Consider the following 22,242-nt stretch of genomic DNA (forward strand, 5'->3'; position numbering starts at 1 on the left):
CGCCCAGCCCCCTCGCCCGGCCGCCGGTCATGGCACGCGGGTCCCCGGCGACGGGCACGTCTGTCAACGCGGGTAACCGCTCCCAGCGGGGAGCAAACAATCGTGCGAAGGACGGGGAGTCGCTTGTGCCGGGGCGGGATGTGCTCCGGGGACGGGACTGTCAGAAGTTGCCGCACGTCGGGCTCATGAAACGCTGGCAGGGTGAGCAAGACAGCTTTGATCGTCATCGACATGATCAACACGTACGACCACGAGGACGCCGAACTGCTGATTCCCTCGGTGGAGCCTGTGGTGCCCGTCGTGGCCGACCTGTTGGAGCGCGCACGGCGCCACGACGTAACCGTCATCTACGTCAATGACAACTTCGGCGAGTGGCGCTCACACCATGGCGAGCTTCTGGACCACGCCCTCAGCGGACCTCACGCACGGCTGGTGGACCCGTTGAAGCCGGACCCGGACTCCTTGTTCGTGCTCAAGGCCCGCCATTCGATCTTCTACGAGACTCCCCTGACCTATCTGCTCCACCAGCAGGGCATCGAGCGGCTCGTGCTGTGCGGCCAGGTCACCGAGCAGTGCGTGCTCTACTCCGCCCTGGACGCCCACATCCGGCACTTCGACGTCGTCGTCCTCAAGGACGCCGTGGCCCACATCCACGAGGACCTCGCGGCAGCGGCGCTCCGCATGATGGAGCGGAACATGGGCGCGCGGATCTGCGAGAGCCGGGAGATCTGGACCTGAGTTCCGAGCACCGATGAGTTCCGGAGCCCGCCGGAGTCTGCCTCTTCGTAAGGGAACGGCTGTGGAACGAATGCTGTGAGGTACCCATGACCAACGACGCACTGCCGCCCGTCGTCGACGCGGCGACCTGGGAGCACCGGCTCGCCGCGCTGCGGACCCGGGAGAAGGCCGCGACGCGGGAGCTCGACGCCATCGCCGCCGAGCGGCGTCACCTGCCGATGGTGCGGATGCCGGACTACGTCCTGGAGGGCGAGGACGGCCCCGTTCGGCTGGCGGACGTCTTCGAAGGCAAGAGGCAACTGATCGTCTACAACCACATGTGGTTCGCCGGCAAGGAATGGCAGTGCTCCGGCTGTACGGGGTTCACCTCGCAGTACACCCGCCTGGACTTCCTGGACAACTACGACGCGCGGTTCGTCATCGTCACCCAGGGGCCGATCAAGGAGGCGCTGGCCTACAAGGAGCGGGTCGGCAACCGGATGACCTGGTACTCGACCGCCAACAGTCCGTTCGGAGCCGACGTCGGCGCACCGCCCGACGGGGGCTTCGCCGTCAACGTCTTCCTGCGTGACGGCGACACCGTCTACCGCACGTGGCACACGGACGGCCGGGGTACGGAGCAGCTCAGTCACTCCTTCGCCCTGATCGACGTCCTCCCGTACGGACGTCAGGAAGAGTGGCAGGACTCCCCCGAGGGCTGGCCGCAGTCGCCCACCTACAGCCGGTGGTCGTCGTCCGAGGACATCGCCGCGCTGTACGGGCCGGAGTCCGGGGGCCGCTGAGGCGGGGACGGCCTGCCGGGGGGCGGGCGGGCCGTGCAGAGCGGGCCCGTGCGGGACGGGTCCGTGCGGGGCGGGCCCGCTCGGAGGCTGCTCGCGGGCGAGCCGTGCGGAGGCGGGCGGCTCGCGGGCGAGCCGTGCGGAGGCGGGCCGACTCTGAGGCGAGCCGTACGCAGGCGTGCCCACGCCGAGGCGGCCCGTGCGGGGCAGCTCGCGCGGGGGGCGGGCCGATGCCGAGGCGGGCCGTGCGAAGGCGGGTGACGAAGGCTGGCGTAACCTTCCTGCGGGTCGGGCGTTGTGCAGGGCACGCGCGCGGACGGTCCCCCTCCGTCGACGCGTGCGGAGACGAGGGGCCCGAACCCCGCCCGGCATCGGGCCCCTCCCACCGCCCGCCGAACTTCACCCGCCTCAGTCCTGGGCCTCGCAGAGTTCCCGGGTGCGGCGCAGCAGGGCCTCCCGTACGGATTCCGGGCCGAGGACGCGCAGCGGGGTGCCCAGGCCGAGGAGATAGCGGGCGAGGCCGTCCGGGTCAGGGCCGCCTATGTCGACCAGGGTCGATTCGGGGCCGTCGAAGCGGTGGGTGCCCACGGTCGCGGGGACGAGTCGTAGCGCCGCTTCCATGGGCAGGGGCAGGCGGACGGTCGCGGAGAGGGGGTAGGGGCCGTTGGCGGTGTTGCGGGAGACCAGCCATGCGGCGTCGGGCGGGTCGGTGAGGTCGGCCGGCCGGCCGGTGGGCCGGAGGTGGTCGACGCGGTCCGCGCGGAAGGTCCGCCACTGGTCCCGGGACACGTCGCGCGCGACGAAGTACCAGCGGCGGCCGGTGCGGACGAGACGGTAGGGGTCGACGTCCCGGAGCGTGGCCCGTCCCTCGGCGTCGACGTAGGACAGCCGGGCGCGCTCGCCCTTCCGGCAGGCGAGGGCGAGTTCGAGCAACAGGCCGGTTCTGATCCGCGGCCCGTCGGCCGCGGGGAGGCTGACGAAGGCGTCGTCGAGGTCGCCCAGCCGCTCGGCGATCCGCGCGGGCAGCACTTGGCGCAACTTGAGCAGGGCCGACAGCGCGGCCTGGTCGCTCCCCAGCGCGTCGCTCAGCGCCGCCTCCCGCAGTCCGACCGCGACGGCGAGCGCCTCCTCGTCGTCGAGGATCAGCGGTGGCACCCGTGAGCCGGCGCGCAGCCGGTAACCGCCCCAGGGGCCGGGGTCGGAATCCACGCTGTAGCCGAGTTCCCGCAGGCGGGAGACGTCCCGGCGCACTGTTCGGTCCGTGACCTGGATGCGCTCGGCGAGTTCGGCGCAGGTCCACGACGGCCGGGAGGACAGCAGCGACAGCAGCCGCAGGAGGCGGGCGGAGGAGCTGATCACAGGGGAAGTTTTCCACACCGCGCCATGACCAGGACCGAATCTGTCCGGGTCGCGGCCTAGCGTTCCCTCCATGAGCACTGACACCGGTTCCGCACCTGAATTCCGCTATGCCGCCGTCACCTTCGACTGCGCCGACACGGCCGAGATGGCACGCTTCTACGGCGAGCTGCTCGGCATGTCGGCCCTGTTCACCAGCGACGACTTCACCCTGATCGGCAAGGAGGGAGCGACCCCCCTCGGCTTCAACCGCCTGACCGACTACCGCCCGCCCACCTGGCCCGACCCCGCCCAGGAGAAGCAGGCGCACATCGAGCTCGGCGTCGATGACCTGGACATCGCCGAGAAGCGCCTCTTCGAACTCGGTGCGACCAAACCCGAGTTCCAGCCCCAGCCCGAGCGCTGGCGCGTTCTGCTGGACCCCGCGGGCCACCCGTTCTGCATCACGACCTTGGTCTGAGGGGGCAGTCCAGAGGCCCGGGAATCCAGTCGGATGCTCGGGCTGCTCGGGCCAGGTGGGGCACCGGTTGCTGCGGGCTCCACTAGCAGGCTCCCGGGGCCCTCGCGACGACTGCTCGGCGAGCCAGTCTCCCTCGGGCCGGGCTCCCAGAGCCGTCGTGAGCCCGTCCCGCTCGCTGACCTGGAGCGGCAACGCACGCCCGGCTGGGACCGTCCCGTGACGCGCACGATGCAGCGATTCCCCTCCGGATCGGCGAGGTGGATCCAATCCATTGGTACCGCCGACTCACCAACAGGCGCGTTGCTCAGTAGCATCGCCCTTCATGATCGCACTGGTCGTCACCATCGGACTTGCGTTCGTCGGCTATGTCGCCACCTATCTCAACGGCCTTCGCCTGGCACAGCGCCAAGAACGTCTGGCACGCCTGAACCGCCAGCTCAGCGACTTCTACGGACCCCTGTTGGCCCTCACGGAGGCCAACAGCCGCAGCTTCCAGGCGTTCAAGGAACGCAACGCTCGTCCTGACGGCAGGTCACCGTTCGTTCATGAGACACCGCCCACGGAGGAGGAACTGGCCGAGTGGAGGCTGTGGGTCATGACCGTGTTCCTCCCGAACATCCAGGCCATGCGCGATCTCGTCGTCAGGCATGCAGATCTCTTGATGGAGCCTGAGATGCCGCCGATGTTGCTTCAGCTGTGTGCCCATGTCTCCGGCTACGAGATCACAGCGGTCAGATGGACACAGGGGAGCTACGACGAGCACCTTTCGGTGGTGCCGTTCCCCAGCGAGGATCTCGCCGCGTACGCACGGCAGGGATTCGCCGATCTGAAGAGGGAACAGACTCGTCTGTTGGGGCAACGCGGCGTCCAATGACCGAATGCGAGGACGGCTGAGCGCGCTCGGGGGTCGCGCGCGCTTGCGGGGGTGCCGCCATGGGGAGGCGCAGTTCGAAGAGGGCGCCTCCGGACTGTGCTTCCCGCGCGGTGAGCGTGCCGCCGGGCGCCGTGCCACGTCGCGGGCGATGGCCAGGCCGAGACCGGCGCCGCCGTCGTCGTGGGCGCGGGCGTCGTCCAGTCGTACGAACCGCTCGAAGATCCTGTCGCGTTCGGCGGACGGCACACCGTTGCCGTCGTCCGCGACCGTGAGGACCATCCGGTCGCCCTGGCGCTGTACGCGCGCGACGACTTCGGCGGGCGCGTGCCGTTGGGTTTTGTCCAGGAGGTTGGCGATCAATCGACTCAACTGGTCTCGTGAGTCTGTCACTTGTCGTCCTTCGCCGATGTAAAGGAAAACGGGTGTGCGGTCGGCGGGGCGGCGCGTCTGCCCTCCTCGCGGACCAACTCCGCCAGGTCGACCCGCCTCTGCCCGTGGCGGAGGCGATAGGGCTGCGGAGTTCGTGGGAGGCGTCGGCGACGAACCGGCGTTGCCGGTCGACGGCGGCTTTCAGCGCGGTGGGCGTCTCGGGCCTCAGCGTCGGGCCAGCGCCAGCACGCTCAGGCCGAACATCAGGACTCCCAGGGGGAGGTGGACCGACGGGACGTGTGCGATGCCGAGGACGACCTGGACCGAGGCGAGTACGAGGAAGCCGAAGGCGTGCCAGACGGGTCGGGGTGAGCCGCCGCCAGGCTTCCAGGCCAGCACGGCCGCGAGGACGTACAGCATGGATGCCCCGTACATCACTCGCGCTCCGACGCTGTGCAGCGTCTCTCCGTAGGACGCGGTCAGCAGCAGCCCGGCGGAGACCGCCTGGAGGAAGATGGTCAGGGTCTGCAGGGCGATCGCTATGCGCAGGAACGAGGTGGTGTGCCGTGCGTTCGCCGTCGTCGCCTGGGTGGCCATGTGACAGTCCCCTTTTCCGCCCCTCGGGCAGTTGATCGATAAGGTCTCACCAGTCCGACGACGCGGGACTGCGAAAGGTAAGGCGAGGGGCGGCCGGAAGCATGGGCAGTGGCGGGACCCGCACCGACGGGATTGCCGGCGAGCGCCGGCAACTGATCAATGTCGCCTACCGGTTGCTCGGTTCGGTGAGCGAGGCCGAGGACGCGGTGCAGGACGCCTACACGCGCTGGTACGGGCTGTCGCAGAGCCGGCGGAAGGAGATCTGCTCCCCCGGTGCCTGGCTGACGACGGTGACCAGCCGCATCTGTCTGGACCTGCTGGGTTCGGCGCGCGCTCGCCGTGAACGCTATGTCGGCGCGTGGCTGCCCGAGCCGCTGCCCGACCGTACCGAGTGGGGCCCCACGGGCGGCGCTGGTGCCACGGGGTCCGCGGATCCCGCGGACCAGATAGTTCTGGACGAGTCGGTGTCCATGGCCTTCCTCGTCGTCCTGGAGTCGATGACACCCGCCGAGCGGGTGGCGTTCGTCCTGCACGACGTCTTCCGGTACCCGTTCGCCGAGATCGCCGACGTCGTGGGCCGGACCCCCGGCGCGTGCAAGCAGCTGGCGGCCTCCGCCCGACGCCGGGTGGACGTCTCGCAGGCTCCGGTGACGGCGATCGGCCGGGCTGCCCTGGTCAGGCGCATCAAGGAGGCGTGGGAGACCAAGGACATCGCGACCCTCGTCGGTCTCCTCGACCCGGCGGCCGTGATGACCGCCGACGGCGGCGGCGTGGTCGGCGCGGTCCTGCGTCCGGTCGAGGGCGGCGCGCGCATCGCCCAGTACATGGTCGCCATCGCCGACAGGGCGCCGGGGCTCGAACTCCTGGAGCGGTCGGTCAACGGCGTGCCGGGGCTGGTGGCCCAGCGGGACGGCGTCGTGATGACCGTGGCGTCGTTCGATGTCTCGGACGGGCGTGTCACCCGGGTCTGGGCGGTCCGCAATCCGGAGAAGCTGCGGCCGTGGGCGGGACGGCGGTACTGAGGACCGGCAGAGCCGTCAGAGTGGGTCGATGCGGGCCTTGAGCAGGCAGAACACATTGCCCTCGGGGTCGGTGAGAACGTGCCAGGGCTCCTCGCCGGTCTGACCGATGTCGGTCGGTCGCGCCCCGAGCCTCAGGAGGCGTTCCAGCTCGGCGTGCTGATCGCGGTCGGTGGCGTTGAGGTCGATGTGCAGCCGGGGCTTTCCCTCCTCCGGTTCTTCCCTGCGGCTGAGGAAGATCGTCGGCTGCGGGCCGCCGGCCCCTTCGCGCGGCCCGATCTCGACGCTGCCGTCCTCCTCGCCATCGAGCACGACGAAGTCGAGGACCTCGCACCAGAAGTGCGCCAGCGCCTCGGGGTCGCGGCAGCCGAGCACGAGTTCACTGATTCGAGAGGCCATGGAGAAAACCTACTTCGAGCGCGGGGCCTGAGTGGAGGGCCGGCCGGCCGTGGTCCATCCAGTGGTGGCTGATGGAGCACGGCCGGCCGGTCGGCCGGGTCGGCCGGGGTGAGTCCGTCAGCGGACCCGGATGAACAGCACGTCGTAGCCGCTGTTCGTGCTGCGGGTCTTGACGTAGACACCGTCCGACCCGCCATTGGGATTGCCCGTGTTGCCTTCGACGGTGGTGAAGCTCGAACCGCCGCTCACGGTTCGCACGATGCCTATGTGCTCGTGGCCGCCGGTGTAGTCGTTGCCGCCGTTCCAGTCGAAGGCCACGATGTCGCCGGGCTGCGGGTTCGTCGTCACCGAGAGGTGGTAGTTGCCGGCCCGCGCCTGCTTCACCCAGCCCGAGACGTAGGTGTTGCGGTAGGAGCTGGCACCGGTCTGCTTGGCCACCCAGCTCACGAAGGTCGCGCACCAGGCGTAGTTGCTGGTGGACAGTGACAGGCCCACCGCCGATCCGTAGCTGTTGGCCCGGGCGCTGCCCTCGACCGTGCCGACCTCGGCCGCGGCCACATCGAGGATCTTGCCGTAGCCGCCGCCGGGCGGGGGCGAGGACGGCGGGGTGACCGCGCCGTACAGGGCGGCCTTGGTGTTCGGACCCACCTGGCCGTCGACCGACAGGCCCTTCTCGGCCTGGAAGTCCCGCACCGCGCTGTCGGTCGCCGGTCCGAAGTCGCCGTCGACGGCGAGGTCGGCTCCGTGATGGTTGAGCAGGCTCTGGAGCTCGGTGACACAACCGCTGCGCTGGCCCTTGACGATGTTGCTGGGGCACGAGCCGGAGTTCAGGTTGATCGGTGCGGGTGCGCCGTTGCCGCCGCCCGTGCTGATGTTCGAGTACAGGGCGGTCTTGGTGTTCGGGCCGACTTCCCCGTCGACGGACAGACCGGCCGACGACTGGAACGATTTCACGGCCGTCAGGGTCAGCGGACCGAACTGGCCGTCCACGTCGAGGTGTTGTCCCTTGCCGTTGAGCAGGGCCTGCAGCGTCGCGACGCAACCGCCGCTCTGCCCCTCCACGATGTTCGCCGGGCAGGACGCCGATCGCAGGTCCAGGGCGGTGGACGGCGACTCGTCGGTGTTGTACAGCTCGCGCTTGGTGTTCGTTCCGACCTGGCCGTCCACCGATAGGCCGTGGCCGGACTGGAAGTTGCGGACCGCGCTCTCCGTCGCCGGTCCGAAGTCACCGTCCACGTCGACCGGGTAGCCGAAGTGGCGCAGCAGTCGCTGGAGTTCGGTGACGCAGCCGCCCTTGTTGCCCTGGACGAGGTTCGCCGGGCACGAGGAGGACGTGAGATTGATCGGCGCCGGGGCCGAACCGCCGGTCGCGTACAGCTTCGCCTTGGTCTGGGGGCCCACTTGTCCGTCCACGGCGATCGCGACGGAGGACTGGTACTCGCGCACCGCGTAGAGCGTGTTCGCCCCGAAGTCGCCGTCCACCACGAGGCCGGCGCCGTGGGCGTTGAGCAGCTTCTGCAACTCCGTGACACAACCGCTCGTCTGGCCCTGCTGGATCACGTCGGGGCAGGACGAGGAGGTCAGCTTGATCGCCGCGGGTGCGGCCGCCGCCGGGCTCGCGCCGAGCAGTGTGCCCGCCGAGAGGAGCGCGGCCGTGGCGGCGAAGACGCCGGTTCTGACTCTCCACCCCGGTCTCGTGCTCATGGCGCCCCGCCGCCGGGGTCTCTCTTTGTCAGCGTGAAAGCTAAATGGAATCTTTCCCATGATGACGAAATGTCTCCTTTGCTGGAACTTCGGATCGCGGTCGAAGAGCGGAGAAGCGGAGAAATCGAGATGCTGGCCAGGTCGGCACGGGCTACAGACAACTCGCATACGCAGCAAGCAAGTTGAGCGGAGAATTACCCGTGCAAGACGGTGACAGTTCAACCTCTCGCACACAATGTCGAGCGACATAACTGGCTTGTTTGAATCGCTACTCATGGCCAGAAAAACGCCCCTATAGCAGCCTTTTCTCTATTGGCTCTATTCGGTGCTCTGTCTCATCGCGCACCGGTCCGGGGCGGGCGCGGGCCGCGGGCCACGCACCCACCGCCGAGGCACGGCTGGACCGCCCGGGGACATGACCGTCGGCGCGACGACAGGCCGATCAGCGCGTGTCGTTCGGCTCCGACTGGCGTAGCGCAGGACGAGAGGGTATGCCTACCAGGAGAGTTGATCCGGTGAAAGGTGGGACATTGGCCCCGGTCATGAGGCGGCGGCCGTACGTTTCAAAGGGTTTGCGGCAGCCGCACGGCCCGGACTCACGTCGGTCACGGCAACAGCGGTCCCCGTCCGAGCTGCGCGCCCAGGGGCGGTACGGGCCCGAACTGCGGGACGTCCTGCCCGCCTTCGTCGGCCTGGGCCTGTGCGTGGTCGGCGCCGTGCTGCTGCTCGCGTGGTTCCACCGCGCCCTCGGCGTCGGCGGGCTGGTGCTCGGTGTCCTGCTGCTCACCGTGGTCGGCGCTGTGGTCCGTGTACTGCGGCGGCCGATCGTCCGCCGGCGGAACGGTCGCTACACCCCGGCCGAGATCGCCGTGCTCGACGACCGGGCGCTGAAGCTGGCGACCTCGCGCATGCTGCGGCGTGACGGTTGGCAGGTGACCGACGTCAGCATGCGGGACCGGCCGCGGCTGTATGCGCGGGACGCCCGTGGCCGCCGGCTGGACGTGGCCTTCCGGCCTGTGGCCACGGCGGCCGAGGAGCAGAACACCCCGGCACCCACACTGCGCTGGGAGGCGGTCCGTTCCGGTACCGAGCGTGTCATCCGGGTCGTGATCCACCCCGGCGCCCTCAGCCGCGCGGACCTGCACCGGGCGTCCCACCACGGCGACGTCCACCTCGTCGACGGCCGTCTGCTGCGCCGCTGGGCGAACGGCGCCACGCTGGAGCAGCTCGGTCTGCTGTAGCGGTGGTCCGTCCGGGCGGTACACCGCCCCGGACGGAAGAGTCACGGACCGGGCGGAATTGCGATCATGACGTCGCCATGAATCACTCATCGCATGATCAGAAATGCGATGCGCACGCTGTGCGCCGCCACCCTCGTGGCCGTTCCCCTCGCCCTGACCGCGACGCCCGCACAGGCCCTGACGTCCTGTACGGTCAACGGCCGGCCCGTGTCCGGTAGCACCGTCAACGGTACTGCCGGCTCCGACTACATCAGCTGCGGCGCCCTCGCCCAGGGCGACAGCGTCAACGGCTTGGGCGGGAGCGACTACATCGTCATCAACGGCATCGTCGCCGGCACCGTCGACGGCGGCGCCGGCAACGACTTCATCATGGCCAACGCCGGTACCACGGTGACCGGCAGGATCCTCGGCGGCCCCGACGGCGACTCGATTTTCGTCGGACCCAACGCCGGCACCGTCGACGGCGGAAGCGGGTCGGACTTCTGCCGAGTCGCTTCCGGAAATCCCCCCGTCAACTGCTGACCAGCGGTCCGGTCCGTGCTCTGCAGGCCGGTCGCGCGTGGTGGGTCCCCGTGAACCGGCACACCGCGTCACTCAGGAGAGACGCGGAACTCGAATTCGGGACGGTCCCACGGCACGGCGGGCGGATTCGCGAACGCGGTTCCGGTCCGCACCGCACCGACGCGGTGGTAGAAGCCCTCGGCGGGAACATGCGACACGACCTTGAGACGGTCGAGCCCGGCGGCACGGGCCTCGGATTTCATGTGCGCGACGAGCAGCCGTCCGATACCCCGTCCTTGCACTTCGTCGGCGACGAACAGCAGGTCGAGCTCCGGCGGAGCGAGGACGAGCGAGTAGAACCCGAGAATCCGGCCCACGGGCTCATCGGCGCCGACGGCCACGAAGGCGCGGTGGGCCTCGATGTAGTCAGCACCGACCCGGTAGCCCGCGACCGCGGACGCGTACTCACCCTCATAGGCGCTTGAGCCACGCACGAGCCGTGTGAGCCGTTTGGCATCCCTTGCGACCGCTCGCCGTATCGTGATCGGCCGACTGGTCGGTGAGGTGCGGGAACTCATCGGGAGAGTATGTCGCACCGGGAAACGCCTTCGTGCGGCGGGTCGGCCACCCGCCGCACGGCAGGGTTCCCGCACCGCTCCCGGGAGCCACCGGCCCCGGCGGGTCAGTCCGTGCGGCCGGGATCGTTGGGGTGTGATTGCAGCGGGGTGACCACCGCGGTCATCCAGGGCCAGAGAGGCAGGCTCCCGAGGACCTCCTCACGCAGCCGCGACTCGTCCTCGGCGCGCCACACCCCGATGCTGCGCTGCTCCCCCACCGGACGCCACAGCCGGAACAGGTGCCCCTGGGCGGCGAGCTCCCGGGCTCTCCCGGCCTCGGCCGCGCGGCGCCTGTCGACTTCCCCCGGGTCGGTGCCCTCGGGCACGGTGGTGGTCAGCTCGACCAGGTATTCCTTCATGTCTCTTCCTCCTCGGACGCTCCTCGGACGTTCCCGGGACGACCTGAGAGGCCGGCGGTGGCCGGTCCTCCGGGGCCGCTCAGAGTCCGAGGTCGAGGGCCAGGCAGGAGAAGTGGTTCCAGGAGGCCTCGGGGTCGTGGGAGCCGGCCGCCGAGGCGTTCGACGTGGCTTGCTTCTCCTCGGTCATCTCGTGGAAGCGGATGCGCTCCGGCAGCTTGCCGAACCGCGCGCGCCGGGCCGCCACTGCCGCTGCCGCTGCCGACGCGGACTCGGTTTCCATGGTGACTCCCGCTTCGTCGTGGTGTCTCGCGGCGAGCCCGCCGACGGGGCTCGACGGCTACCAGCCTGCACCCCTCCGCGTCACCTGTCAAGGCGGTGACGAGCGAGTACGGGTCGCCTGTCACCTGGGGCTTCGCCCCCTCACACCAGGGGAACCCGGGGGCAGACATCTCCGGGATCGACGGGAGTCAGGCGATGACGGGCTCGGACGACACGCGGGAAGCGCTTGCCAGGGTCATCGGCGCCCTCGGCACAGGCGCCCTCCTGGCCGATGAGCGGGGCTTCATCGTCACCGTCAACGCGCAGGGCGAGCGGCTCCTGGGCCGCCCCGCGTCCGACCTGGTCGGCCGGGACGCCCACGACCTGCTGCACCGCACCAGTCGCGGGGAGACCGTGCCGAGGGACCGGTGCCGGATGCGGGAGAGCGTCCTCGGCGGGCGCACGGAGCAGGGCGGGGAGGAGTGGTTTCAACGCGGGGACGGCACGCTGCTGCCGGTGGGGTGGCTGGCCACCCCCTTCGACACGGGTGTCCGCTCGCCCGCCACGCTCGTCCTCTTCCACTCCACGGAACCGCCCGGGCGGCCCGGCGCGCAGTCGCAGGGCGGTGGGCGGCTCTCCGAGCTGGAGCGGCTGACCCTGCTCGCCGAGACGACCACGCTGCTGACCTCCACCCTCGACATCCACGAGGCGCTGCGCCGCCTGATCACCCTCGTCGTGCCCCGTATCGCCGACTGGGCCGTCATCGACCTGCTCAGCGAGCGGGACGAAGTGTCGCGCTTCGCCGTCGCCCACGCGGAAGGGGGTTCCGTGGAGTTCCGGGATGAACTCCAGGGGCCCATGCCGCCGGTGCCGCAGGAGTCACCGATGCCCCTGTCCCGGGCGCTGCGCGGGGTCGCGTCCTCGTTCGCCGGCCCTGAGACCTATCAGGGAGCGCCGGACTCCGGCATCGCGGTGGAGCAGCAGCGGCTGTTCGAGGCGACCGGCATGCACTCGGCCGTCGTGGTTCCCCTGCGCAGCCTGCACGACGTCATGGGTGCCCTCACCCTCGGGCGCGCCGACCAGCCCGACCGGTTCACCGCGGCCGACATCGCCCTGCTGGAGGACATCGCCCGACGCGCCAGCCTCGCTCTGGAGAACGCCCGCCTCTACCAGCGCCAGCGCAAGGTCGCCGAGACCATGCAGCGTCATCTGCTGCCGAAGCTCCCGCGCACCCCGGGCCGCAGCATGACCGCCCGGTACCTGCCCGCGCCGGACGCCTCGGAGGTCGGCGGCGACTGGTACGACGCGTTCACCCTGATGGACGGTGCCACGGCCCTGGCCATCGGCGACGTCGTCGGTCATGATCTGGACGCGGCGGCCGGCATGGCCCAGCTGCGCAACATGCTGCGGGCGTACGCCCTGTCCCAGCAGAAGCCACCGAGCAAGATCGTGGAATGGCTCGACCAGGCGACGCTCGATGTCGCGGAAGTGTCCATGGCCACGCTGGTCTTCGCGCGGATGAGCGAGGACGACGCCGGCCGGTGCGAGTTGTCGTGGACCAACGCGGGCCATCCTCCCCCGCTGCTGGTCACCCAGGACGGTGTGGCCCGCTATCTGACGGACGGCCACGGGATCCTGCTGGGTGTCACCCCCGAGCAGGTCCGCCCCGACGCGGTGGCGGAACTGCCGCCCCGGGCGACCCTGGTGCTCTACACCGACGGACTGATCGAGTCACCGGGCCACGTCCTGGACGAGGGTCTGGAGCGGCTGCGACGCCATGCCGCGTCCTTGGCCCATCGCCCGCTGGAGTCCTTCGCGGACCAGTTGCTGGCGCGAGCGCGCCCACCGGACAACGACGACGACGTGGCGCTGCTGGCCGTACGGTACGAGCCCGACGCCTTCCCCTGAGGGACCACATCGCCGTGGGTCCGCAAGCGGGGCGCGGTGGCAGCTCCGAAAATCGGGGTCAGGCGGGCTGCCACAGCTCGATCCGGTTGCCCTCGGGATCGGTGACCCAGCCGAAGCGGCCGACACCGTCCATCTCCTGCGTCTCCGGGGCCACGTCCGCTCCCTTGGCGCGCAGTTGCGCGAGCATCGCGTCCAGGTCCCGTACGCGGAAGTTCAGCATGGTCCGCTGGGCGCGGGACCCGAAGTAGTCGGTGTCGGACTCGAACGCCGCGAACACGGTCGGCCCGGTCCGCTGCGTCCACAGGCCGTTCTCGTCGGCGTCCAGGCCCAGGCAGTCGCGGTACCACGCGCTCAGAGCCGCGGGGTCGGTGGCCCGCATGAAGTATCCGCCGATCCCGAGTACACGTTCCATGCGGCCATCCTGCCAGGACGGCGGCCGCAGGGGCAGGTACCGCGCCCGTGGCGGAAGGTGCGCCGAGGCCCCTGGCCGGCGGTGCGGCCGGCCAGGGGACCTCGGGACGATCGGCCGCGTCAGCCGTCGGACTCCGGCGACGGCAGGTAGGCGCCCGGCACGTCGTTCGGAGCGTAGATCTTGCTCTCACCGGGGTACGGCTTGGCCCAGTTGTGCGTCTGGTACCACGTGAGGTGGTTCAGCTGCGCGGGGTTGGCGTAGTCGGGCACGGCGTGGGGTCCGGTCAGCCGCTGCTTGGACTTCCAGGTGTCCCAGGTCGCGGCGAGCTGCCGCTTGTCCGCGGGGACCTTGGACGACGGGACGGGCGCCGCCTTGGGGTCCTGCGCGGCGGGGGTGTCGACACCGCAGGCGGGCGGGGTCTTCAGGCCGTCGGTCAGCGAGGTGCGGTTGGGCAGCGCCGTGAACGGCGTGAAGTCCGGCTTCCGGGTGAAGGCCCCGGCCATCGGGCTGGCCGCGCTGTCCTTCTGGTTCATCGGGTGGATCCCGAGGATCTGCTCGATGGTGCGGATCGCCGTGATCTGCGAGTAGTAGTGGCTGTCGACGGTGCCGTGCTGCGCCCAGGGACTGATGATCTGGATCGGGGCACGATGGCCGTCGACGTGGTCGAGGCCGGCCTGGGAGTCGTCCTCGACGACGAAGACGGCCGAGTCCTTCCAGTACTTGCTGTGCGAGATCTCGGCGACCATCCTGCCGACCGCGAGGTCGTTGTCCGCCACCTGGGCCGCCGGGCTCGCCGGACCACCGGTGTGGTCGTTGGAGAGCCAGAACATGTTCAGGTTCGCCGGACCGTTCTTCTCGAAGTCCTGCTTCCAGATCTCGTACTTGTAGACGTCCGGGACGCTCGTGTCGAACATCGGGAAGCCGGGCACGGACACGTCGTTGAGCGACGGGATCGCCGAGCCCGTCTTGATCGGGTAGGCGGTGCTCTGCCCGGTCGCGGCCATGTTCTTGGCGTCGCAGTACAGGTTCTGCCAGGACGCGTCGGCCGGCTTGCTCTCGATCGACTGGAACTCGCCGAAGTCCCGTACGGTCTTGTCCGCCGCCTGCGCGCCGGTCCACAGGAAGCCGGACCTCTGGTGGCCGAGCGCGTCGTCCTCGGTGTCGTAGCTGCGGGCGTACTCGCCGGCGGAGGACTCGGTGTACTCCGGGTCGTCGGCCTGCATCAGCCAGTTGTGGCCCTCGGCGGAGTTCGTGCCGATGTCGTAGGTGTTGTCGTACAGCCCGAACTGGTCGGCCAGGGCGTGCTGGTTCGGCGTCACGTTCTCGCCGAACTGGGTCACCGAGGGGTCGCCGTTGCCCTGGGGGATGTCGCCGAAGACCTGGTCGTAGGTGCGGTTCTCCTTGACGATCAGGAAGACGTGCTTGATCGTCGAGGGGTCGCCGAGCCGCTGCGGGACCGGGACCGGCCTGGCGTGGCTCTTGCCCTTGGCGACCTTGACGGAGCCGGGGGCCCAGCCGTTCTGCCTGAACACCTTGACCGTCTGGGACCTGATGACGCTGTCGTCCGGCAGCGTGAAGCGCTGGAGGCTCGACGTGGTGTCGTGGGTGCCGTGTCCGGCGCTGGTGGTGGGCCTGCGGGCGTCTATGCCACGGGTGTTGGAGACCAGCACCTGGTCGCCGACGGTGGTGATCTCCGCGGGGAAGTAGTCGGTCGGGAGCAGTCCGACGTAACCGACCGGCTCCTGCGGGCCCTTGTAGCGGTAGACGGCGACGGCGTTGGCCCGGCCGAGCGTCACCAGCAGGCGGCCGTCGTCGGTGAGCGTCACGGCGTCGGGTTCGTAGCCGACCGACGCCTCGGGCCACGGCCGGGTGTCGATGGTCTGGACGACCTTGTCCTTGCCGGTGTCGATGACCGACACGTCGTTGGAGGCGGTGTCGGTGACGAACAGCGCCCCACCCTTGGCGTACAGCGCCGTCGGGTGCAGGCCGACGTCGATGCTCGACGGGACGGCGTCGGGGTTCGCCAGGTCGATGACGCTGACCGAACCGGTGGTGGTGGCACCGGTCTTCGGGTTCGCGGGGACCTGGGTGCCGTACGAGTTCATGGTGGTGTCGCCGGGCTTGGCCGGGCGCCCGCCCTCGTTGCTGACGTAGAGCTTGTCACCGACCTGGACCATGTCGCGCGGGGCGTTGCCCACGGTCCAGCTCCGCTTGACGGCGCCGGTCGCCGCGTCGAGGGCCACCACCCGGTTCTGGCCGTTGACCGCCGCGTAGACGGTGGAGCCGTCGGCGGAGAAGACCGCCTCGCCGACCAGCGCGTGCTTGGTCCCGTCCGCCGGGATCTTGATCGACGTCGGGTCGCTGACGGTGCCGTCCGGGTTCACCGTGAACCGGGTGTAGCCGTCGGTCTGCCCGAGCCAGAGCTGCTTGCCGTCGGGCGAGTACGTGGGGCCTTCCTGGCCCACGCTGTTGCTGCTGATGCGCGGCACCGACGACGCGGCGGTGCCGACGACCTGCTGGACCTTCCAGCCGTGCACGTCGACGATGGCCAACGCGCTCCCGCCGTCGGTGACGGCGGCCGCGAGGTGGGTGCCGTCCGGGCTGACGGAGGACGACATGATCTTGCCGTTGTTGATGACGAGGCGGTCGCCGTAGGGGGCGATGTACTGGTCGCTGGAGATGACCTGGCCCCGGTCGGTGGTCTGGCCGACCTGATCGGTGCCGAACTGGTGTGTCTGGGCGTAACCGACACCGGCGGTGACGGCCAGGACGACCGCGGTCGCGGCTGCCGTGAGGGTGCTCCGACGACCGACGCGTCTACCGAGAAGGCTTGTCTCGACGGTCCGGCGGTTGCGAGTTACCTGCATGGAGTCATTCCTTCGAGGCGCGGAGAAGCTCGACGTTGCCGTCGAACTGCCAAAGGGGGTTCGGTGCGTCGCCGCTCGGGGTCCGCACCAGGAAGTAGCCGTTCACTTCCTTCGGTCCATCGCCGTCGGCCATGAACCGCCCGTCCGGGGTGACGTCGAGTTGGTAGACGGCCGTGCCCGCGGCCTCGACGCCGGGGAGGTGCCAGGAGACGACGCAACGCCAGTCGTTGCCCGGGCCTTCGGCGGCCACCCTGACGCTGCCCTTGTCGCAGGTGGCCGTGGCCTTCAGCTGGGCTTCGGTGACGCGGGGCCGGTTGAGCTGCTCGGTCTGCATGCGGTAGAGGTGGGCGAAGGCGGTGGCGAGCGAGCGCTGCACCTTGGCCTGTTCGATCCCGGATCCCGTGGCCCCCGTCGTCGCGGCGACCACGGCGACGGTCACGGCGACCAGTGCGGCCGGCGGCAGGACTCCGGCGGTGACCGCGCGACGTCCCGAACCGTCGTAGCCCGCGCTGGTGAAGTCGCGCCGTACGAACAGCAGACGGGCCGCCGCCGTCGCGACCACCGCCCACACCAGGCTCACCACGGTGCCGATGAGGAGCGGGCCCAGCTGTACCGGGCTGGTGAACAGGCCGTTCCAGGCGATGAAGGCGTAGCCGGGCAGGGCGAGTCGTACGTCGGCGGGGAGCGGCAGCATCTGGGCGAGCTGCATCGCGAGCGCGACGACCGCGGGCACCAGCAGCCCCATCGGGGAGCGCCCCAGGATGACCGATCCGAGCAGACCGATCGCGGCGAGCGCCAGGGTCGGGGCCAGGACGCAGGCCCAGGCGAGCAGGACCTTCGCCGCGGCGTCCCCGGGGGCCAGCAGATGGCCGTCGAGGCCGACCAGCGGCTGGTTGCCGACCGCCAGAAGACCCCCGACGACACTGGAACAGGCGAGCCCGGCCACGAGCAGCAGCAGAACGGTGAGACTGGCCAGCGCCTTCGCCGCGAAGATCCGTCCGGGCGACCGGACCACCACGAGCAGGTGGCGCCAGGTGCCGAGCCGGTCCTCGGAGGCGAAGACGTCGCCGGCGACCACCGAGGTGAGCAGCGGGAGTGCCCAGGTGCCGGCGAAGCCGAGGGTCACCAGCGGTCCGGCCCAGCCGGTGGCGTGCATCCAGCGGCCGAAGAGCGTGTCGACGGGCAGGGTGCTCTGTCCACTGACGGCGGCGACGAAGAGTCCCGGCGTGATCCAGCAGGCGAGGACCAGCAGGCGGATCCGCCACTGCGCGACCAGCTTGAACATCTCGAAGCGGTAGCCGCGGGAGACCGAGACGGGGTGGGCGGTGGCAACGTTGCCGTCGGTGACGGTCGCGGTCATCGGCCGGCCTCCTGGGACTCGGTGAGGGCGAGGAACGCGGCTTCGAGTGGCGAGATCACGGGGGCGAGCTCGCGCAGCGCGACGCCCGCGCGCACGAGCCGGGCCACGAACTCGTCCAGGGCGGGCACCAGCGCGCGCAGGATCAGCGCGTCGGCGTCGTGGCGTGCCCCGGTGTCGTCGACGATCCGGACCCCGGCCGCGTCGGCGGCCAGCAGCCGGGCGGCGTGCGGGTCCGAGGTCAGCAGCCGGTAGTCGAGTTCGCGGTTCTCGGCGGCCAGTTTGCTGAGCGGGCCGGAGAAGACGACCCGTCCGGTGGCGATGATGGTGACTTCGGAGCACAGGGCCTGGAGGTCGTCCATGCGGTGGCTGGAGAGCACGACGCCGGTCCCGTCCGCGGCGAGCCGGGTGAGGACCCCGTGCACGTGCCTCTTCCCGGCCGGATCCAGGCCGTTGGACGGCTCGTCCAGCACGAGCAGCCGGGGCCTGGTGAGCAGGGCCGCGGCGAGGCCGAGCCGCTGGCGCATGCCGAGGGAGAAGCCACGGACCTGGTCGTCGGCGACATCGGTGAGCCCGACCTGGTCGAGGACGTCGTCGACCCCGGCCGTCCTCGCGTCCTGTCCGCGCAGAGCGGCCAGGGCGGTGAGGTTCTGCCGGGCGGTGAGCGAAGGGTAGAGGCCGGGCCCGTCCACGAATCCGGCCACGCCGTCGGGAGCGGTGAGCGCCCGCCGGACCGGCGTGTCAAGGATCTCGAGGGTGCCGGCGTCCGCGACGGACAGACCGAGCAGGAGGCCGAGCAGCGTCGTCTTGCCGGCTCCGTTCGGTCCGACCAGGCCGTGGATCTGGCCCCGCGCCACATCCAGATCGATGCCGTCGAGCGCGACGACGTCGCCGAAACACTTGGTGATCCCACGAGCCCGGACCGCGAGAGGTGAGTCCATGAGTCCCTTCTTCCGCAACCTTCAGGGACCTTAGGGACGGCACACGACGCGCGCACGGACGGCCAATTGAACGCTCATGGAACGGATCGTCAAGGGGTTGTAAGTCCGGGGCGGCGCAAAACAGTCGGCATCGAGCCAGACCGGGTCGGCGCCGGGGAACACCCGCGCGGGGTGGGCGGCGGCGGTCAGAGGGCGAACAGGCGGGCCCCGTTGTCGTGGCAGACCGCCCGCAGCCAGTCCTGGCCGAGTCCCAGCCGCTCCAGGGCCTGGAGTTGGTGCAGATAGGGGTAGGGGATGTTGGGGAAGTCGGAACCGAGCAGGATGCGGTCGCCCAGCGCGGCGAGCCGTGGCAGGGCCCGGCGCGGGAACGGCATGAATCCCTCGCTGAAGTCGGTGAACACCATCGTCGTGTCGAGGCGCACCTGCGCGTACCGTTCGGCGAGGTCGAGGAACTCCTCGTACTCGGGCATGCCCATGTGCGCGACGATCAGACGCAGTTCGGGGTTACGTGCCAGGACCCGCGCGATGGGCTCGGGGCCGGTGTGCTTGCCGGGCGCGGGGCCCGAGCCGCAGTGCACCACCACGGGGACGCGGGCCTCGGCCAGCAGGCCCCAGGCCCGCTGGAGACGTTCGTCGGCCGGGTCGTAGGCCCCCACCTGTACGTGTGCCTTGAACACCCGCGCGCCGGCTTCGACGGCCTCGCGGACGTAGGACTCGACGTCCGGCTCGGGATAGAGGGTGGCGGTGTGGAGGCAGTCGGGAGTGCGGCGGGCGAAGTCGGCCGCCCATCCGTTCAGCCATCGGGCCATGCCGGGCTTGTGCGGGTAGAGCATCGAGGTGAAGGCCCGGACCCCGAACCGCCGTAGCACGGCCGTACGTTCCTCCTCCTGCGCCCGGTAGGTGATGGGCCACTCCAGGCCGCCGATCAGCGGCCCGTTGGTGTCGAAGTAGTCCCATACCTTGTGCAGGACCCGCTCGGGCATGAAGTGGGTGTGGACGTCGACGAGTCCGGGGAGGCCGAGCCCGGTCCAGAAGCGGCGGACCTCTCCGGCTTCCTCTTCCGTCGCCGTGCGGGGGGAACTCACCAGGTACCGCCTTCTCTCAGCCGGTGTGAAGGATCCGGAAGCGGGCGGGTTCCGCCGGATCCCGGTCGACGACCTGGACGGGCGGCCATGCCCACTGCCACACGCCGATGCCCGGCGCGCGGGAGAACCGGATCTTCCCACGGGTGCCTTCGACGGCGACATGCGGCCAGGACGCGGCGACAGCCGCCCGGTCCGCGCCGTGGACACGCAGCGCTTCGGCGAGGACGGTGACCGTGTCGTAGCCCTCGAAGGCGACGAAGGAGGGTGCTTGGCCCAGCCGTTCGCGAAGGGCCGTCCCGACGCGTGCCCCGAGCGGGCCGAGGCGCTCGGGCAGATAACGCAGGAACGGGACGCCGGTGCCGTCGGCACCCAGCGCCTCGGTCCATCCGGCGAACTCGGGCTGCCCGGCCGGAGCACCGATCATGACCCCGGCCAGGCGCTGGTCGTGGCGGACCGACCTGACGATCGACACCGCCGGTTCGGGGTGGCCGACCAGAAGGAGGAGGGCCGTCGCGCGGTGGCCGACGAGAGCGTCGCACACCGCTGTGGCGGCGGCCTGCGCGCTCATGTCGCTTTCAGCCTGCGCGCTCGGGTCGAGTTCGACCACGGTGGCGCCGCGAGCGGTGAGGTGGTCCCGCAGGATGCGGGTGCCGGAGGACCAGTAGACGCTGGGCTGGGCCGCTAGGGCGATCCGGCTGTGGCCCGCGCCGAGGAGGAAGTCCGCGTAGATCCGCCAGCCGTGGGACTGGGCCGCGGCGAGCCGCGCGACCCACCGCGTGGGCTGTTCGGTGAGCGCGTCGAGAACGGCCGACGAGCACAGGAACGGAAGACCGAGGGTGTCGGCCCGGGCGGCTGCGGTGCGGGCGACGACGCTGTGGTACTCCCCCGCGAGGGCCGCCACACCCAGACGGGCCAGTTCGTCCACCGCCGCTGCCGCCCGCCGCGGGTCGGCCGCCGTGTCCCGGACCACCAGCTCGAGTGGGCTCCCGCCGATGCCACCGGCGTCGTTGACCTCGTCAACCGCCAGTTCGAGTCCGGCCAGCAGGTGCCGGCCCGCCTCGGCCCAGCCGGGCCGGGTCAGCGGCACGAGGGCGCCGATCTTGACGGATGTGCCGTCGGCGCGCGCCGTCCCGTCCCGCTGTGGCGGGTGTACGCGGGTGACCATGGCGGACATTGCATCCACCGCCGTCGCCGGCCCGCAACCGATTATGTGTTCGCCGCGCTGCCGGGCCCCGGGAAGCAGCGCGCGGGCCGGCGCCTGGAGTGACCGGCCCTCTCCGGGCGGGCGGGTACGCCGTCACTGGGTGAAGCTGGAGGGGTGAACGTCATCAGTGAGCACCCGGTGAGCGCCGACCAGATCCGCGCGGCGCTGGCCGCCCTGGCGGCAGAACCAGGGGCGGATGCGGGGCAGCGGGCCGAGGAGGCGCGGGACCAGGACCGCCTGCGCCTGCTCGGCAGTCTGCTGGCGAAGACGGAGCTCGAGATCACCGCCGCGACCCGGCTGACCGAGGACGGGGAGGTCGAGGACGTCTTCGAGACGCTGCTCGGCTGGGGGGAGCAACTGGGCGAGGACCCCGGCGTCGCGGTGAACGTGGTGACGAACCGGCTGCAGCGCACCGCGCTGCAGGTCTCCGAGCCCGAGGCTGAGGAGCTGCCGCCGGGCCGGGAGGCGGCCTTCGCCGCCGTCATGACGGCGGTGTACACGCTGAGCGCCCAGCTGCACGCCGAGCGCGGGGATGCGGAGGGCACCCGGCACGCTCTGAGCGGCGCCGAAGAGGCGCTCATCGACATCCTGCAGGGCATGCACGACCTGCGCGTGGCCATCGGTGACGCGCCCGGCCCTGAACCGGAGGACCAGGCCGGCGAATGACCCGGACTTCTCACCCGGAGACCGGCTGACCCCGTAGACACCGACGGCTCCCGTCCCGCGAGCGGGAGGGAGCCGTCCGGCGTGAGCGACCGGAGCGGGTCACGCGTGGCGGTGCGAGTGCCGGTTGCCGGTGAAGACGCGGTACAGGGCGAGCAGGATGAGGGAGCCGACTATCGCGGCGATCCAGGTCGAGAGGTCGAAGAAGCCGTCGATGGAGTCGACACCGAAGATGACCTTGCCCAGCCAGCCACCGAGCAGACCGCCCGCGACCCCGATGAGCATGGTGATGATGATGCCGCCGGGGTCCTTGCCCGGCATCAGGGCCTTGGCGATGGCGCCGGCCAGCAGCCCGATGATGATCCACGCGAGAATTCCCATGGTGCCCCTCCAGGTGCTCGGATAAAGATTTTGTTAGCTCACTTGTGCACCGGATTCCCTCGCACAAACGTCCCCTCCGTCAGTTCCCTGTCCGCGAGCGGATGCACGGACGGCCGCGTACCCCGGGCACCGGGGCCGAAGCCTTCCCGGATG

23 protein-coding genes and 1 pseudogene are annotated in these 22,242 nt (G+C 70.5%); 9 read left to right on the plus strand and 15 right to left on the minus strand.

The annotated features are described in order from the left end of the window. Positions 1-201: 201 nt before the first annotated feature. Positions 202-738: a cysteine hydrolase family protein gene (locus tag V7E45_RS18330; protein ID WP_333775254.1), complete on the plus strand. Its 537-nt coding sequence runs from the start codon at positions 202-204 to the stop codon at positions 736-738. A gap of 86 nt (positions 739-824) precedes the next feature. Next, positions 825-1,520: a DUF899 domain-containing protein gene (locus V7E45_RS18335; protein WP_333775255.1), complete on the plus strand. Its 696-nt coding sequence runs from the start codon at positions 825-827 to the stop codon at positions 1,518-1,520. Between the two features lie 405 nt (positions 1,521-1,925). On the opposite strand, the gene V7E45_RS18340 is transcribed toward V7E45_RS18335, so the two are convergent. Beyond that, positions 1,926-2,876 carry a helix-turn-helix transcriptional regulator gene (locus tag V7E45_RS18340; protein WP_333775256.1) on the minus strand — a complete coding sequence of 317 codons (951 nt, stop codon included), beginning with the start codon at positions 2,874-2,876 and terminating at the stop codon, positions 1,926-1,928. A gap of 70 nt (positions 2,877-2,946) precedes the next feature. Here V7E45_RS18340 and V7E45_RS18345 point away from each other — a divergent pair, with 70 nt between their 5' ends. Continuing rightward, positions 2,947-3,333: a VOC family protein gene (locus tag V7E45_RS18345; RefSeq protein WP_333775257.1), complete on the plus strand. Its 387-nt coding sequence runs from the start codon at positions 2,947-2,949 to the stop codon at positions 3,331-3,333. 322 nt (positions 3,334-3,655) lie between these two features. Then, on the plus strand, positions 3,656-4,207 hold the full coding sequence (locus V7E45_RS18350) for a hypothetical protein (RefSeq protein WP_333775258.1): 552 nt from the start codon (positions 3,656-3,658) through the stop codon (positions 4,205-4,207). A gap of 135 nt (positions 4,208-4,342) precedes the next feature. On the opposite strand, the pseudogene V7E45_RS40630 reads toward V7E45_RS18350, so the two are convergent. Together V7E45_RS40630 and V7E45_RS18360 are read right to left on the minus strand one after the other, a co-directional pair. Continuing rightward, a pseudogene (locus V7E45_RS40630) lies at positions 4,343-4,597 on the minus strand (ATP-binding protein); the annotation flags it as partial. 204 nt (positions 4,598-4,801) lie between these two features. Continuing rightward, positions 4,802-5,173, minus strand: a complete 372-nt coding sequence (locus V7E45_RS18360) for a hypothetical protein (protein ID WP_333775259.1) — start codon at positions 5,171-5,173, stop codon at positions 4,802-4,804. Between the two features lie 101 nt (positions 5,174-5,274). On the opposite strand from V7E45_RS18360, the gene sigJ reads away from it, so the two are divergent. Further along, complete coding sequence (gene sigJ / locus V7E45_RS18365; RefSeq protein WP_333775260.1) at positions 5,275-6,195, plus strand: RNA polymerase sigma factor SigJ; 921 nt, start codon at positions 5,275-5,277, stop codon at positions 6,193-6,195. Between the two features lie 15 nt (positions 6,196-6,210). Here the strand turns inward: sigJ and V7E45_RS18370 are convergent, their stop codons facing one another. Together V7E45_RS18370 and V7E45_RS18375 are read right to left on the minus strand one after the other, a co-directional pair. Further along, complete coding sequence (locus V7E45_RS18370; RefSeq protein WP_333775261.1) at positions 6,211-6,591, minus strand: VOC family protein; 381 nt, start codon at positions 6,589-6,591, stop codon at positions 6,211-6,213. A gap of 117 nt (positions 6,592-6,708) precedes the next feature. Further along, positions 6,709-8,295, minus strand: a complete 1,587-nt coding sequence (locus V7E45_RS18375; RefSeq protein ID WP_333775262.1) for a peptidoglycan-binding protein — start codon at positions 8,293-8,295, stop codon at positions 6,709-6,711. Positions 8,296-8,867: 572 nt separating this feature from the next. On the opposite strand from V7E45_RS18375, the gene V7E45_RS18380 reads away from it, so the two are divergent. Both V7E45_RS18380 and V7E45_RS18385 read left to right on the plus strand, forming a co-directional pair. Next, positions 8,868-9,536: a hypothetical protein gene (locus tag V7E45_RS18380; RefSeq protein ID WP_333775263.1), complete on the plus strand. Its 669-nt coding sequence runs from the start codon at positions 8,868-8,870 to the stop codon at positions 9,534-9,536. A 93-nt stretch (positions 9,537-9,629) separates the two neighbouring features. Further along, complete coding sequence (locus tag V7E45_RS18385) at positions 9,630-10,058, plus strand: hypothetical protein (protein WP_333775264.1); 429 nt, start codon at positions 9,630-9,632, stop codon at positions 10,056-10,058. A 68-nt stretch (positions 10,059-10,126) separates the two neighbouring features. On the opposite strand, the gene V7E45_RS18390 is transcribed toward V7E45_RS18385, so the two are convergent. From V7E45_RS18390 to V7E45_RS18400, 3 genes are all read right to left on the minus strand, one after another. Then, positions 10,127-10,615, minus strand: coding sequence for a GNAT family N-acetyltransferase (locus V7E45_RS18390; RefSeq protein ID WP_333775265.1), 489 nt, complete (start codon positions 10,613-10,615; stop codon positions 10,127-10,129). Between the two features lie 104 nt (positions 10,616-10,719). Continuing rightward, complete coding sequence (locus V7E45_RS18395) at positions 10,720-11,013, minus strand: muconolactone Delta-isomerase family protein (RefSeq protein WP_333775266.1); 294 nt, start codon at positions 11,011-11,013, stop codon at positions 10,720-10,722. Positions 11,014-11,092: 79 nt separating this feature from the next. Beyond that, complete coding sequence (locus tag V7E45_RS18400; RefSeq protein ID WP_333775267.1) at positions 11,093-11,293, minus strand: hypothetical protein; 201 nt, start codon at positions 11,291-11,293, stop codon at positions 11,093-11,095. Positions 11,294-11,487: 194 nt separating this feature from the next. Between V7E45_RS18400 and V7E45_RS18405 the strand changes: the two genes are divergently transcribed. After that, entirely contained in the window at positions 11,488-13,179 is a 1,692-nt protein-coding gene (locus V7E45_RS18405) for a SpoIIE family protein phosphatase (protein WP_333775268.1), read from the plus strand. 58 nt (positions 13,180-13,237) lie between these two features. On the opposite strand, the gene V7E45_RS18410 is transcribed toward V7E45_RS18405, so the two are convergent. The 6 genes from V7E45_RS18410 to V7E45_RS18435 form a co-directional block, all read right to left on the minus strand. Further along, positions 13,238-13,591, minus strand: a complete 354-nt coding sequence (locus V7E45_RS18410; RefSeq protein WP_333775269.1) for a VOC family protein — start codon at positions 13,589-13,591, stop codon at positions 13,238-13,240. Positions 13,592-13,710: 119 nt separating this feature from the next. Further along, positions 13,711-16,458, minus strand: a complete 2,748-nt coding sequence (locus tag V7E45_RS18415; RefSeq protein WP_333775270.1) for a bifunctional YncE family protein/alkaline phosphatase family protein — start codon at positions 16,456-16,458, stop codon at positions 13,711-13,713. A gap of 4 nt (positions 16,459-16,462) precedes the next feature. Then, a complete protein-coding gene (locus V7E45_RS18420) occupies positions 16,463-17,818 on the minus strand; it encodes an ABC transporter permease (RefSeq protein ID WP_333775271.1) in 1,356 nt (451 codons plus the stop codon). Further along, positions 17,815-18,756, minus strand: coding sequence for an ABC transporter ATP-binding protein (locus V7E45_RS18425; RefSeq protein ID WP_333775272.1), 942 nt, complete (start codon positions 18,754-18,756; stop codon positions 17,815-17,817). The genes V7E45_RS18420 and V7E45_RS18425 overlap by 4 nt, the downstream gene beginning before the upstream one ends. Before the next feature lie 185 nt (positions 18,757-18,941). Continuing rightward, positions 18,942-19,841 carry an amidohydrolase family protein gene (locus V7E45_RS18430; RefSeq protein ID WP_333775273.1) on the minus strand — a complete coding sequence of 300 codons (900 nt, stop codon included), beginning with the start codon at positions 19,839-19,841 and terminating at the stop codon, positions 18,942-18,944. A gap of 16 nt (positions 19,842-19,857) precedes the next feature. Next, positions 19,858-21,015: an ABC transporter substrate-binding protein gene (locus tag V7E45_RS18435; RefSeq protein WP_333775274.1), complete on the minus strand. Its 1,158-nt coding sequence runs from the start codon at positions 21,013-21,015 to the stop codon at positions 19,858-19,860. Positions 21,016-21,159: 144 nt separating this feature from the next. Between V7E45_RS18435 and V7E45_RS18440 the strand changes: the two genes are divergently transcribed. Further along, a complete protein-coding gene (locus tag V7E45_RS18440; protein ID WP_333775275.1) occupies positions 21,160-21,711 on the plus strand; it encodes a hypothetical protein in 552 nt (183 codons plus the stop codon). Positions 21,712-21,810: 99 nt separating this feature from the next. Here the strand turns inward: V7E45_RS18440 and V7E45_RS18445 are convergent, their stop codons facing one another. Continuing rightward, positions 21,811-22,089: a GlsB/YeaQ/YmgE family stress response membrane protein gene (locus tag V7E45_RS18445; RefSeq protein WP_133923181.1), complete on the minus strand. Its 279-nt coding sequence runs from the start codon at positions 22,087-22,089 to the stop codon at positions 21,811-21,813. Between the last annotated feature and the right edge of the window lie 153 nt (positions 22,090-22,242).

The organism is Streptomyces sp. IBSBF 3136, assembly GCF_036815105.1.
GTDB lineage: Bacteria > Actinomycetota > Actinomycetes > Streptomycetales > Streptomycetaceae > Streptomyces.